Here is a 14707-nt window from a genome sequence, read left to right on the forward strand (position 1 = left end):
GCATGCTCGTATGTTTAAAAACTGGGGCCTCGAAGGCCTAGATAAAAAAGAATATAAAAAATCTATCAAAGATATGAAGCAGGCAGATGAGCTGATTGAGCGCATTCTGTTTTTGGAAGGTATCCCCAACCTGCAAAAGTTAGGCAAATTATTAATAGGCGAGAACACTCAAGAAATGCTGGAGTGCGACCTCAAATTAGAACAAAGCTCCATTGCCGACTTACGCGAAGCGATCGCTTATTGTGAATCAGTATCAGACTACGTCACCCGTGATAAGCTTCGAGAAATTCTTGCAGAAGAAGAGGAGTATCTAGATTGGTTGGAAACTCAGCTTGATCTGATCGATAAAGTGACGATCGAGAACTATATGCAATCAATGATTGAAGATGATTAAGGGGGTGAAATATGAAAGGTTCAGATAAAGTTATAGCAGAATTAAATCACTTGTTAGCGGGTGAGCTAACGGCAATAGACCAATACTTTGTTCACTCTCGAATTTATGAAGATATGGGCTTAGATAAGCTTTATGAACGTTTGGATCATGAGCGTGAAGAAGAGACAGATCACGCAGACCAAATGATCAAACGGATTTTGTTCTTGGAAGGGCATCCAGACTTGGCAACGCGTGAGCCGCTAAATGTCGGTAAAACAGTTTCGGAAATGCTACAGAATGACTTGAATGTAGAATACTCAGTAATTAAAAACCTTAAGGCAGCGATTGCTTTGTGTGAGTCTGAGCAAGATTACGAAACCCGTGCAATGCTGGTTAAGCAGTTAGAAGACTCAGAAGAAGATCATGCTTATTGGCTAGAGAAGCAATTGGGCTTGATTGATAAGATTGGGCTTCAAAATTACTTACAGTCGCAGATGTAAGCTTCGAATAGCATAATGAGTGTAAGTAGGGCCGTCATTTGTGACGGCTTTTTTGTTTGTTTGATATAAACGTTAATCCCCAACTGAATCCAAATACTTTCTTTCTAAAATATCCCTAAATAGGTAGGGGGTATTTCTAATTTTGTCCTATATTTATAGTGCTAAATAAGCAATTCACCCCAAAATAGACAGATTCATTCAAGGAAATGGGCCGACATGACGATAACTAGTCTATAGCTTGCTCACTACACACTATCTAAAAATAACGCGCTTAAAAAATACTTAGGGTGTCTCTATGAAGATCAATATGCCGGTGACTGACAATGAAGTCATGATGGTCGAAGGCCAGACTTTGGTTTCTAAAACTAATCTCAAAGGTATTACGACTTACGTCAACCAAGCATTTATCGCTATTAGTGGTTTTACTGAGCAAGAACTGGTCGGGAAAAATCATAATGTTGTCAGGCACCCTGATATGCCGCCCGAAGCCTTTAAGGATCTTTGGGCAACAATGAAGAAGGGCCAACCCTGGACGGGAATCGTCAAGAACCGTTGTAAGAATGGTGACTTTTATTGGGTGAAGGCGAATGTGACACCTATTTGGGAAAATGGCAATATCACTGAATATATGTCGGTTCGTTCGATTCCCAGTCGTGAAGAGATTGCCGCTGCAGAAGGCGCCTATGTTGCCCTTAAAAATGGCGAAATAGCCTTGGATGGCGGCAATGTCGTTAAGCCAGGCATTACTCAATATCTTCCTAAATTAGGCAATATAAAACTCACTCAGCAGTTTATGTTTCTGGGTGTAGTGTTTCTAATGCTCAGCGCATTGATAGTATTTACGCTTATGCAGCAGAATGACCAAATAGAGTTCTCAAAGCAGGAAATGGTCGGGGTTGAGTATGTTCGACCAATTAGACAGCTGCTCCAATTTATTCCTCAGCATCGAGGGATGACTAACGCGTATCTTAATGGTGATACCTCGTTCGAGGGTAAGATACTTTCAGTTAGACAGAAGATTAATGGCTTATTTGATGAAGCTAAAGCAGTTGATGATCGCTTAGGTGAAAAACTACAAACCTCTAGCCAGTTTAATGCGATACAAAACAAATGGGATAACCTTAAGGGGATGGCTTTTAATCTTGAGGCCAAGAGCAGCTTTACTCGTCATACTGATCTGATCAATGACATATTGAACCTTATAATTCATGCGGGTGATACCTCTAACCTGATACTCGACCCAGAGTTGGGCAGTTTCTACAGTATGGACTTGGTAATTAACAAGATTCCTGCTCTGGTAGAGAATATGGGGCAAGCTCGTGGCCTGGGTTCCGGTGTTATTGCTAATGAAGCAATAAGTCAAAAGCAGTTGATTAAACTAACTGAGCTTAAGGTTGGTATTGACGTTAATTATAAGGGTGTTTTGACCTCATATAAATCAGGTGCTCATGCTGAACAGCGCGTGAAAGATCGTCTGGGGCCTTTAGCTAATGATGTGGAAAGAATTATTGGCGGGTTCATTGCCTCAGTTGATGAGATCCGTGCTGGGGACTTAGAAAATACTTCGTTAAATGCAAAGTCATTCTTCTCAGAAGGCACACGTGGCATTAATAAGGCATTCGAGTTATACGACGAAAGTGCTGACTTGTTAGAAACATTGCTAACTGAGCGCATAGAGGGAATGCAAACCCAGTTCTATATCATTGGTGTTTTAACTATTCTTGCGATTCTAGTGACCTTCATATTGGGCTTCGCTTTATCACGAAACATTCTTCGCTCAATTAATGAATGCCTGGCTAATTTTGGTGAAATCGCGAGCGGTAACTATCGAGAAGATATCCATGTCAGTGGTAATAACGAACTAACTGCATTGATGTGTTCACTTAAGTCTATGCAGATCAAAATGGGCTTTGAAGTAGAGGATGCGATTGCTGTTGCTAATGATGGTAGTCGTATCAAGCAAGCCTTAGACGTTTGTAATACCAATGTAATGTTGGCAGATGATCGAATGAACATCATCTACTTGAATGAGTCTGTTCAAAAGATGTTTAAAGATGCTGAAGCGGACTTACAGAATGACTTGCCAAACTTTGATGCCGATAGTTTGCTGGGTGCGAATGCAGATATCTTCCACAAAGACCCAAGCCATCAGCGTGCGGTGATTGAAAATCTTAAAGATACCCACCAGAGTCGGGTGAAAACAGGTGGTCGTGTGTTTGACCTGATGGCTACCCCGGTTATCAATGAGCAAGGGCAACGTTTAGGTACAGTTATTGAGTGGAACGATATCACTGAAGAGTTGAAACGCACTGAAGAAGAGCGTCGCGTAGCCAATGAAAATGCCCGAATGAAGCAGGCGCTTGATAGTGTTTCTGCAAACGTTATGGTTGCAGATGACCAGCTTAATATTATTTATATGAATGATGCGGTTGTTGATACTTTGCGCAATGCCGAGAAGGATATTCAAGCAGAGCTAAGCAATTTTGCTGTTGATAAGATTATTGGCAGTAATATAGACATATTCCATAAGAATCCAGCGCACCAGCGTGGCATGATAGAACGGATGACTGCTGAATACTCTGCAGATATTGTGGTGGGTGGTCGTAATCTAAACCTTGTTGTTAACCCGATTGTTAATGATGAGGGTGAGCGCATTGGTACGGTCGTAGAGTGGGATGATCAAACTGAAGAGCTAAAACGATTGGCTAAAGAGCGTAGTGTCGCTAATGATAATGCGCGTATCAAGCAAGCCTTGGATAGTGTTTCGGCAAATGTCATGGTGGCCAATGCCGACCGCGATATTATCTACATGAATGATGCAGTGATATCGACCTTGCGAAATGCAGAAAGTGACATTCAAAAAGACCTGGGTAATTTCAACGTCAATACCTTGTTAGGAAGCAGTATTGATGTCTTCCATAAGAACCCCTCACACCAGAAACAATTGTTAGAGAGCCTGACGAGTGAGTATTCGGCAAGTCTGAATATTGGTGGCCGTAATATGGACTTGGTTGTGAACCCTATTACAAACGACGATAACGAACGTATTGGTACGGTTGTTGAGTGGGCTGACCGAACTAACGAAGTCGCTATCGAACAAGAAATCGACCGACTTGTTTTTGCGGCGGCAAATGGTGATCTGTCCAAGCGTCTGGACCCTGAAGGTAAAACAGGCTTCTTTGCTAAGTTAGCAGAAGGTTTGAACCAGACTGTTGGAAGTGCAGACTCCTTCTTAGCTGATGTGGGTGAAGTTCTGTCTGCATTATCAGAGGGTGATTTGACCAAGACAATTAGCAGTGAATACCGAGGATCTTTCGGTAAGGTTAAGACAGATGTGAATGCGACGGTGACCAAACTTACCGAGATCATTACGCAGATTCGTGAATCCACGTCGATGGTTCACGAAGCCGCGAACGAAATATCGCAAGGTAACGCTGATCTAAGTGCGCGCACAGAGTCTCAGGCGAGTTCTCTTGAAGAAACTGCAGCGAGCATGGAAGAGATTACCAGCACGGTTAAAGAAAGTGCCGGGAATGCTTCACAGGCAAATACAGTCACTAGCGACGCTAAATTGAAAGCGGTTGCAGGTGGTGAGGTTGTTCATGGCGCAGTGGGAGCAATGAAAGAAATACTCGCTTCGAGTCATAAGATTAACGACATTATTGGTGTCATTGATGAGATTGCGTTCCAGACTAACTTGCTAGCGCTTAACGCAGCCGTTGAGGCCGCTAGAGCGGGTGAGCATGGTCGAGGATTTGCAGTGGTGGCAGGTGAGGTTAGAACCTTATCTCAACGTTCTGCGACGGCAGCGAAAGAGATCAAAGACCTGATTCGTGAAAGCGTCAATAAGGTTGAAACGGGCTCTCAGCTTGTAAATGATTCTGGCCAGACACTTGCGGATATCGTGAAGTCAGTTGAAGAGGTTGCTGTAAGAGTAGAAGAAATTGCCACGGCAGCAGCCGAGCAGAATGATGGTATTGGGCAGATTAACCAAGCAGTCATGCAAATGGATGATATGACCCAGCAAAACGCAGCCTTGGTTGAAGAGGCAAGTGCCTCTAGTGAGGCTTTGAGTGAGCAAGCATCAGCCTTGAATCAGATGGTTAGCTTCTTCAGAGTGGGGAATCACCAGGCCGCAATATTTAGCGCGCCTGCTTCAGCACCTACATCAGCGCCTGCACCGACTCCTTCTGTCAGCCAAGCTCCACAGCAAACGACTTCGGTGCCGATGGATACCGGTATTGCTCCGACAGAAGATCAGGTGATCAAATACAGTGGTGATAACTCAAACGATGATGATGACTGGGAAGACTTCTAGCGCATAGTCTAAAGGGAATGCAAAGGCCGATCAGTGATCCACTGCTCGGCCTTTTTTTTAGCGGGGGAGTACTTGATTCAAGCAGTGCATTACTCATGTAGGTAGATCCTTCCACGGCTTGCACGAGGGCTAGCACGGGGTTGACCAGCGAGGGGTGGAACCCTCTGCCTACGGGCACGAGGTAAGTCGACTTCTGTAGGCAGATCCTTCGGCCGCGCTGGCTTCACTAATAACTCAAAACTATGAACACAGAATTACTATGACAAAACAATTTAATGGGGTGTCGAATTTAGGCGTAGACTAATAGGTGAATAGCTTAGCGCTTCTCACCCGGAAGCGAGGAGGTGGTAAATGTACACTTCAAGCAGAAAGAGAACTGTAAGCAAAAATATTGGCAAAAAACGAAAAGTCATGGCGGGCAAAGTAGGGTATGACCTTAGCTTGGATCGTCGGGTCGGTAGTCGAAGAGACAGCTTGATGCCCAGTCTAGAAAGTCTAGGACCTTTTGATAGGCGTCATACCGATGACAGAAGAATGGATAAGCGCCCCTTGAGTGATTTTCCTTACTTGCCAGAAGTGATAATTTAGTAAAATAAAGTATTGGTACAATGGCTAAATAGCCAGTAGAGACTCTGTTTAGAGCTACATAGAAAGCAAAAAGCCCGGTCAATGACCGGGCTTTTTTATGATTAAGACCAAGTCTTAATCCATCTTATCCAACGATTTTAACCGGCACGGCCAAATCTTCAGCTGGTGGAGCGAAAGAAGTCAGGTTAATACCTTCAACAGCTTCTTTGTACTCTTCCAATGATGGGAATCGGCCAAGAATAGTTGATAGTACAACCATTGGCGTAGAACCTAGTAGAGACTCACCTTTCTTCTCAGCGGTATCTTCTACAACACGGCCTTGGAATAGACGGGTAGAAGTAGCTAGAACAGTATCACCTGCTTCAGCTTTTTCCTGGTTACCCATACATAAGTTACATCCAGGGCGCTCTAGGTACAGAATGTTTTCGTACTTAGTACGTGCTGCTTCTTTTGGATGCTCATCATCAAAAGTGAAACCAGCATACTTAGATAGAATATCCCAATCGCCTTCAGCTTTTAGCTCATCAACGATGTTGTACGTTGGTGGCGCAACAACTAGTGGTGCGTTGAAGGTGATAGGACCTTTCTTCTCTAGGTTACGAAGCATTGCAGCGATGATTTGCATATCGCCTTTGTGAACCATACAAGAACCAACGAAGCCTAGGTCAACCTGACGGCCATCGTAGTAAGAAGTAGGGCGGATCACGTCGTGCGTGTAACGCTTAGAAACGTCTTCGTTGTTTACGTCTGGGTCAGCGATCATTGGCTCTTCAATCGCGTCTAGATCAACAACCAACTCAGCGAAGTACTTAGCGTTGTCATCAGGAGCAAGCGCAGGCGCTTCACCAGATTTAACTTCAGCAATACGCTTGTCAGCAAGATCGATAAGACCTTGAAGCATGCCCGCTTCGTTTTCCATGCCCTTGTCGATCATGATCTGGATACGAGACTTAGCTAACTCTAGAGAGCTGATTAGTGTTTCGTCAGTAGAGATACAGATAGAAGCTTTCGCTTTCATTTCTGCAGTCCAGTCAGTGAAGGTGAACGCTTGGTCAGCCAGTAGAGTACCGATTTGTACTTCGATTACGCGGCCCTGGAAAACGTTTTCGCCAAACTTGTTAAGCATTTGAGCTTGAGTGGCGTGTACGATGTCACGGAAGTCCATGTGAGACTTCATGTTGCCTTTAAAGGTAACTTTTACAGACTCAGGGATTGGCATTGCACATTCGCCAGTAGCAAGTGCGATTGCAACCGTACCAGAGTCAGCACCAAACGCTACGCCCTTAGACATACGAGTGTGAGAGTCACCACCAATGATGATTGCACGGTCATCAACTGTGATGTCGTTCAATACTTTGTGAATTACGTCAGTCATTGAGTGGTAAACGCCTTTCGGATCACGTGCAGTGATTACGCCGAATGCGTTCATGAATGCCATTAGCTTAGGCGTGTTAGCCTTCGCTTTGTTGTCCCATACAGAAGCTGTGTGACAACCCGATTGGAAAGCACCATCAACACTTGGAGAAATAGTCGAAGCAGCCATTGCTTCTAGTTCCTGGCAAGTCATAGGGCCAGTTGTATCCTGAGAACCTACGATGTTCACTTTAACGCGAACGTCAGAACCTGTGTGTAGAGGTGTTGCAGACTTAACACCTACAGCATTACGGTTGAAGATTTTTTCAACAGCTGTCAGGCCTTGGCCTTCGTTAGAGATTTCTTTAGACGCTGCGTAAACTTCAGGAGCATCAACACCTAGTGTTTCAGCTGCGAAAGTTTGGATTTTCTTACCGAAGGTTACCGCGTAAGAACCGCCAGCTTTCATGAATTCAACTTTCTGAGGCGTGAAAGCGTCAGATACGTCAGATAATTCTTCGCTACCGTTGTAAAGCTTCTTAGCTTTCGTATCGATAGTTAGAACAGTGCCTGTTGCAACAGAATATGCTTCTTCTAGTACCGGGTCGCCATTTTCGTCTTTAACAACATCTCCATTTGCATCAGTTTTCTTAACCCAGTTTTTAAGGTCAAGACCAATGCCGCCAGTTACACCAACAGTTGTTAGGAAGATCGGTGCGATACCGTTAGTACCAGCAACAACAGGACGGTTGTTGATAAACGGGATGTATGGAGAAGTCTTTTCACCTGCCCAAAGTGCAACGTTGTTAACACCAGACATACGTGAAGAACCAACACCCATAGTGCCTTTCTCAGCGATTAGCATCACTTTAGCGTTAGGGTGCTTTTTACCTAGTTCAACGATTTCTTGCTGAGCTTCAGGTGTGATCATGCACTGGCCGTGCAATTCACGGTCTGCACGAGAGTGAGACTGGTTACCAGGAGAAAGAAGGTCAGTAGAGATGTCACCTTCAGCTGCGATGTAAGTCACAACGTCGATTTTCTCAGGAATGTCGTCAAGCTTCGTGAAGAACTCTGCTTTAGCGTAGCTCTCTAGAATGTCTTTAGCGATGGCATTGCCAGCTTTGAAAGCATCAGCCAAACGAGCTGTATCAGCTTCGTATAGGAATACTTGAGTTTTTAGAACTTCGCCAGCCGCTGCAGCTTGTGCGTCGTCAGAAAGAGCGATGTCTAGAAGTGCTTCAACAGAAGGGCCACCTTTCATGTGAGAAAGTTGCTCAAGAGCGAACTCAGGCGAGATCTCAGCAACAGTTTCATTACCTAGAACGATGTCTTTTAGGAATGCTGCTTTAACGCCTGCCGCAGGAGTTGTACCTGGAAGCGTGTTGTAGATAAAGAAGTTTAAAGACGCTTCGCGGTGCTCGTTACCCGTGTCTTTAATTTGAGCGATGATCTCTGATAACAAATCTGCGCTATCAATTGGCTTAGGGTTCAAACCTAGGTCCTTTTTACGAACCTCAATTTCTTCTAGGTATTCTGAATACAAACTCATACGAATCTCTCACTCAAAGTTTTAGTAATGACTATCAAAAAACTACTTAATACGCCATTGGATGCAAGTAGTTTCATCGGTGTCCAACGGAGCATGGCTTTCCAGTGAACTGATCAGGTGTTCCTGTTTATTCACTATGCAAGCTCCCCATTGGGCGCTTATTCTCAGCAGTGCGTCTGCTTAAATTTAGTGTGGAATGTGTCCACAGCTATCTTTCCCTTATTATGGCCCGCTCTTGTGACTTTTTGATTTCTAAGGTTCACTTTAGCTTAGGCTGGTGGTCAGATGTCTTTATTGCTAGATCTTAGCCTCTAGATCGAAATCTATTGAGTTTAGACCACCCTTATATTTTCGCGCACATATTGTATGGGATTTCCCCGCAAAAGTTAATAATTACTCAGGCTTATGAATGTTATTTTCGGTATAGGTTTTGTGAATGTGTTTGTTTGTCGTTAAGCTCTACACTCATTTATACCATGATTTGATAAATACAATGCGAAGAGGTAGTAATGAGCGAAGTGTTTGAGCAGTGTCAGGTTTCGATAGATACGCCAGTAGCCTGGGGTGAAATGGATGCCTTTCAGCACGTTAATAATGTCGTCTATTTTAAATACTTCGAAAGTGCGCGAATTGCCTATTTTGACCGACAGGGTAATAATGAAGAAATGAAACGCTCTGGTATTGGCCCAATACTGGCCTCTACTCAGTGCCGCTATAAAGCGCCTTTAAGCTACCCTGACAATATCTCCGTGGCAACGCGAGTGTGCGAAATTTCAGAAGATCGCTTTACCATGAAGTACTACGTTATGAGCCATAATACTGGCAGAATTGCGGCAGAAGGTGAGGGAATAATCGTTTTTTACGATTATAACAATAACTGTAAACATGCCATTCCTGAAGAGATCAAAAACAGAATTGTTGCACTCGACGGACTATAGGTATTAGCGTTTTAGTTTACTTTGTCTAAATTGTTTTGGTGTTTGACCGCAGAGCTTTTTAAAAAGCGTTCTGAAATACTGAATATCCTGATAGCCAACGTTACCTGCGATGGCCTCTATATTTTGACTCCCTGTTTGAAGCAGATGCTTTGCTTTCTCTATGCGAAGCTTTTGTAAATAGCTAGATGGCGTTTCATCGGTAGCGGTTTTAAAGCGCCGCACCTGGTTTCGGCTGCTCATGTTAAAGCGGTTTGCTAGCTCTTCGATACTATCGAAGCTATCCAAATGATCTTCCATCCAGTTTTGAATACCAATAATGTGTTCATCACTGTGTTCTTTCAAAGCTTGTATACCGGCAAACCTTAGCTGCGATCTCTCAGACAAATCAATCATCAGTAATCTGGAGCAAGCTTCGGCGAGCGAGCGACTAAAAAACGTTTCAATTAAATAAAGGCAGAGGTCTTGAAATGCGTAGGCGCCGCCTGAGCAGAATAATGTTCCATCATGAGTCAGCATGCTATCAATCTGTAAATCAACAAGCGGGAATTGTTGTCGAAACTGGGAGGCATACTTCCAGTGTGTGGTTGCGCGACGCTGATCAAGCAAACCTGTCGCCGCCACAAGAAATGCGCCGGTACATACTGACGCCACTGCGCCTCTTTTTCGCTGGCTGTCTACTAGCCACTGAATTAGCGCGTCATCAAAATCAAAGCCATTAGTCGGGACAGGGCCGAGGGGCGCGATGATGACCAAGTCATAATGCTTCTGACCAATGTCTTCTGTAGGGCTAATACGAATAGGTGTACTACTATTAATACTTGAATGAGACGGGCCCACTAGGCTTGTTGTTAACTGAATATCGTTTGCAAGCAACTGTGAACACACAGAAAAAATATCCCACAGCCCAGCGACTGAAGAAACAGGGGAGCTAGGGTGAACATAAATCCCAATGCAAAAGGTATTCTTTTTATTTGTCTTATTAGTCGTTTAATAATGTCATATCAGTCATCTTACAAGTAGTCTAAGTGCTCGCTATCATTATGTAAATGATATGAATTGAGCAGGAGAGCAGAAATGAATCAACAGCAAGAATTATTAGAACGCTTTTACACGGCTTTTCAAAAGCTTGATTGGGAAACAATGACTTCATGCTACCACCCACAGGCGACCTTCAAAGACCCGGCTTTTACCTTATCGGGAGCAGAAGTAGGGCTTATGTGGAAAATGCTCTGCACGCGCGCAAAAGACTTCGACCTTAGTTTTAATGTGGCTAAGGTGAACGACACACAAGGTGAAGTGAACTGGGAAGCAAATTACTTGTTTTCTAAAACGGGTCGAAAGGTAAATAATAAGATTAAGGCAAACATTACCTTTAAAGATGGATTGATTTACCAGCATCACGATGACTTCAACTTTTGGCGTTGGTCTCGTCAGGCGATCGGGCTTCCTGCATACTTGTTAGGCTGGTCTAGTACCTTTCAAAATGCAGTATCAAAACAGGCAATGGCGCAATTATCCCAGTTTGAAAGTTAGATCAATGTAACGCTAGCCACTATTTTTGAAAAACGAATCATTTACGTGCCTGATGTATAACACCAAAGCACTTTCTGCTTCTTGTCGAGAGTGGAAGGGGCCTTCCTCGGTCATTTCTCGCGTCGTGAAAAACCAGGAATCATTAACATGAGTAAAACGATTGCTGCGGAACCAGCTTTTATCACCTTCACCGGAACGAACTGTCATGAGCTTTCTCCTTAACTACGTACCTCATCGTATTAGCAACAGGTACTAAGGGTGATCGTCATAATAAAAAAGAAATAGAATGTAGGCGGCAATAGGTCTGCCTATAGACCGGGGTCTAATACTATCTAATTGTAGTGTTTGTATGAAATGTAGCCAGGAAAATGCGGTTTATATTGCATTTATTCACATAGCAGAGCTGGTTTGAAATATGGCGCATAAAGCTTAGTTCGAAAGGTATTAATTAATAGAATTAAGTGCTTAGCTAAAAGGTTTTCAGGAGCCTAAGTTATATAGCGCGTTCTCTACCGCACTTCCAGCATAATTCAAACGCGGGAGCATTATCTTCAGAGCAATGCTCACAAAACCATGAAGTCGCTTTGGGGTCGCCGTGTACCGCTTCTTCAATGATTTTTTCTGCTTGCTCATAATCCCTTTCTTTCGAGACCCAAAGCTCAGCCCACACCTCTGTCGGAGGTGTTTCACCCGCTGTCGATGTCAGGCCATCATTCCGAACTTCGCAATTGATATTATGATTACCCAGGATGTTGCGAAGGTTGAAGACTAATAATGAGTTTGAATGCGAAAAAATGCGTTTCATCAAACATGTACTCAGCTTATTTCTTGATTAAAGATATCAATAATGACGCTTCTCATCCATTGGTGTGCTTTATCCTGGCTGTAATTGCTGTGCCAGTATAAATGCCAATCTACATCAGGTAATTCAAAGGGCAAGTCGTAGATCGCTAGTTTGTGATCTTTCGCCAGGGTTTCAGGGATTGTTAGCAGCATATTGGTCTGTGCCGCGATTGGTGGAGCAGCCCTAGAGTGCTGGACTCGTAAGCGAATATCCCGTTGTAGGCCCTGTCGATTCAAGTGCAGGTCAATATAGCCCTGACCCCGTCGGCGGCTGGATATATGAATGTGCGGCGAAGAAAGGTATTGCTCGAGTGTTAGGCTTTTACCGTCTAGCGATGGGTGATCGTGGCTAGCGACACAGACAAAACGGTCTTGGGCGAGAGACTCATTCACAAGTTGTGGATCGTTAACCAAAGGAACGTCGAGCGCAAAATCTAACTGCCCCGTGGCAAACTCTCTCGATAGTTCTGAACGTGCGACAGGAAAGCTCTCAATTGAAATGCCGGGTGCATGTTCTTGCAAATAAGACATCAATATTGGCAGCAGGTAAGACTCAGAGGTGTCGTTCATCGCGAACGAGAACTTCTTATCAGAGGTTTCCGGATTAAAGTCATCATGCTCGGTGATGCTGCTCTCCAGCCCGGCCAGGGCCGCACGTACTCTGGATATTATGTTGTCAGCCAATGGTGTAGGTACCATGTGACCTGATTGTCTTACAAATAGTGGGTCATCAAAAACACGGCGTAGACGACTTAGCGAGTTACTGACAGCGGGTTGAGTGATATGAAGGGACTCAGCAGCCTTAGTCAGATTTCGTTCTCGGTAAATTACATCAAAAACAATGAACAGGTTTAGGTCAATTTTTTGAAGCTGCATAGATTATTAAACTCAAACAAGAAGTTGTTGTTCAGGCATGTATTTAAGCAGCTATAGGTGATGATGTCACTAAAGCACCTTCAGGCTAAATTAGCCTGAAGGTGCGAATCAATCTAGCTAGCACTTTAAGGCGCGCAGCTGTCGCCTCTTGTCCCATTAACGTAGTTCCAGCAGTAAAGTAGTGTACCATCTTCGTTCCATCGTTTTAGCGTGCCATGGTAACTGCCATTCGCGAAGTGCGCTTCAAATTCCTTATTCCCATTTTCATACCAATCGCTTGAGAGGCCGTGTTTCTCGCCATCAGCATAATAGTCTTCGGATTCTTTTTGACCACTTGCATACCAACTTGTCTGGGCTCCGCAGTATTCGCCGTTGTAAGTATAATTTTGTGACATTCTGATGCCATTGTCATACCAGGCTTCGGACAGACCATGAGAATTTCCCTCCTTATAATAGCCTTGAGAAGAGATCTGCCCATTTTCATGCCAATATCGACTTAATCCATGCAGCTGGGCATTGACGTAGAACTGCTCTCGGTCAAGTATTCCCGGGTCTTCATAGTAGTTTGCGCCATGACCGTATGAGCAAGAAGTATACGAGTTGGGATCACTTTCATTGGCCATCGTAATAGCCTGATTAAAAGTATTCGAGCTGCCGAGTTCGATATCGTAGGTGGATGGGCAACTAGGGCTATTGGATTGAGGAATATCAGCAATAGGGCAGGTCGAATGGGTAAATTCAGATTCTTCTGATGCATAGTCCTGGCCATCAACCCTTTGTATTACATAAGCGGTCACCGTGGTGCCATCAGAAACCGAAATCGGTGCCGAGTAGTTGTATTCTGGCGCTGAACCATTCAACACATAGCGGATATCTGGTAGGCCTTGTGCTTGAGTCATTGCTAGTTCTAATTGACCAAACTCATTCATACCGTTGGATATAAATTCTACTTTTTCCGGGATAAACGTAAGCGCTACTTCGTTACTTCGAATACCTTCGGTATTTTCGATATAAACGCTAATTGGACCCACCTCCATATTTTCGTGCGAAGGTAATCTTAACGCTAAGCTTCCCTGAGACAGAGAATGAATTGCAGCGTGGACAATGCTACCCGTATGCGTCCTGAAGTAGACGGTGTAGTCGTCGATGTTAGTTGTCATGCCTGAAACACTTAAGATCAGCTCATCGTTACCTTGAACCCGTTCTTGGTCGATTGAAGTAATAACCATAGCGCCCACTTGAATCGTAAAACTGGCTTGATCACTTACAGGTGGAACGGTAATTTCATAGACATTGTTCATGCCTATTAGATTGCGACTGGTATAGATATGATCAATTGAAACTTCAATTGTATCGACGTTGCTGTCGGCATTTAGCCATTGACCGAATACTTCGAATTTAATTTCCGTTCCTGGGTCGTTGGTGTTCAGCGCATTAGAAGGATAAAACTTGGCGCTATCAACAAGTTCACCTTCACCGTTCTTAGCGCTTAGAACGATTTCCGGAATATGTCGGCCATCTACATGATCTAGTGTTTTTAAGCCAAAGCCGCTTAGGGTGACTTCTTCTGTTTCAATAACACCACCATCACGACGGCTAATGGCTAAAGGCGTCATGCTAAGCAGATCAATCGGGAAATTAACAGTCGCCGAAACGGTGCTTGGAATATGCCTCGCATCATTTACTACGGCAAGCATATCTGCAGCCCAAATGGCAATGGTTGCCTTGAGCGATATCAGTGTGAGCCCCATTTTCGCAAACTGTTCTGAATTAACTTGCAATGCTGCGTTAGCTGTTAAGCTAAGAACTTCATTTATTACCGGGTTTGGCCAA

General features: G+C 43.9%; 12 protein-coding genes. 6 read left to right on the top strand and 6 right to left on the bottom strand.

Annotation, left to right across the window (positions count from 1 at the left end; genetic code table 11):
- The 4 genes from bfr (A3729_RS05910) to A3729_RS05925 form a co-directional block, all read left to right on the top strand.
- A partial coding sequence (gene bfr, locus A3729_RS05910) for a bacterioferritin (RefSeq protein WP_068633382.1) occupies positions 1-394 on the top strand: 394 nt, incomplete at its 5' end.
- 11 nt (positions 395-405) lie between these two features.
- Positions 406-873 carry a bacterioferritin gene (gene bfr, locus A3729_RS05915; RefSeq protein ID WP_068506737.1) on the top strand — a complete coding sequence of 156 codons (468 nt, stop codon included), beginning with the start codon at positions 406-408 and terminating at the stop codon, positions 871-873.
- A gap of 295 nt (positions 874-1168) precedes the next feature.
- Entirely contained in the window at positions 1169-5191 is a 4023-nt protein-coding gene (locus A3729_RS05920) for a methyl-accepting chemotaxis protein (RefSeq protein WP_068633384.1), read from the top strand.
- 351 nt (positions 5192-5542) lie between these two features.
- Positions 5543-5779 (top strand): hypothetical protein, encoded by a 237-nt coding sequence (locus A3729_RS05925; protein ID WP_068633387.1) that lies wholly within the window; start codon positions 5543-5545, stop codon positions 5777-5779.
- A gap of 124 nt (positions 5780-5903) precedes the next feature.
- Here the strand turns inward: A3729_RS05925 and A3729_RS05930 are convergent, their stop codons facing one another.
- Complete coding sequence (locus tag A3729_RS05930; protein ID WP_068633389.1) at positions 5904-8684, bottom strand: bifunctional aconitate hydratase 2/2-methylisocitrate dehydratase; 2781 nt, start codon at positions 8682-8684, stop codon at positions 5904-5906.
- Between the two features lie 509 nt (positions 8685-9193).
- On the opposite strand from A3729_RS05930, the gene A3729_RS05935 reads away from it, so the two are divergent.
- Positions 9194-9622 (top strand): thioesterase family protein, encoded by a 429-nt coding sequence (locus A3729_RS05935; protein WP_068633391.1) that lies wholly within the window; start codon positions 9194-9196, stop codon positions 9620-9622.
- A gap of 3 nt (positions 9623-9625) precedes the next feature.
- Here the strand turns inward: A3729_RS05935 and A3729_RS05940 are convergent, their stop codons facing one another.
- Positions 9626-10507: a GlxA family transcriptional regulator gene (locus A3729_RS05940; RefSeq protein WP_068506727.1), complete on the bottom strand. Its 882-nt coding sequence runs from the start codon at positions 10505-10507 to the stop codon at positions 9626-9628.
- Positions 10508-10696: 189 nt separating this feature from the next.
- Here A3729_RS05940 and A3729_RS05945 point away from each other — a divergent pair, with 189 nt between their 5' ends.
- Positions 10697-11155, top strand: a complete 459-nt coding sequence (locus A3729_RS05945; RefSeq protein ID WP_068633394.1) for a nuclear transport factor 2 family protein — start codon at positions 10697-10699, stop codon at positions 11153-11155.
- 12 nt (positions 11156-11167) lie between these two features.
- Here A3729_RS05945 and A3729_RS05950 read toward each other — a convergent pair whose 3' ends face one another.
- The 4 genes from A3729_RS05950 to A3729_RS05965 form a co-directional block, all read right to left on the bottom strand.
- Positions 11168-11362 (bottom strand): DUF6316 family protein, encoded by a 195-nt coding sequence (locus A3729_RS05950; protein ID WP_068506723.1) that lies wholly within the window; start codon positions 11360-11362, stop codon positions 11168-11170.
- Positions 11363-11648: 286 nt separating this feature from the next.
- A complete protein-coding gene (locus A3729_RS05955) occupies positions 11649-11960 on the bottom strand; it encodes a DUF2007 domain-containing protein (protein WP_068506719.1) in 312 nt (103 codons plus the stop codon).
- Between the two features lie 11 nt (positions 11961-11971).
- Positions 11972-12874: a LysR family transcriptional regulator gene (locus A3729_RS05960; RefSeq protein ID WP_068506716.1), complete on the bottom strand. Its 903-nt coding sequence runs from the start codon at positions 12872-12874 to the stop codon at positions 11972-11974.
- A gap of 125 nt (positions 12875-12999) precedes the next feature.
- The coding region (locus A3729_RS05965) for a chitobiase/beta-hexosaminidase C-terminal domain-containing protein (protein WP_197475611.1) at positions 13000-14707 on the bottom strand (1708 nt) is incomplete at its 5' end.

It is taken from the genome of Oleiphilus sp. HI0043, from assembly GCF_001634935.1.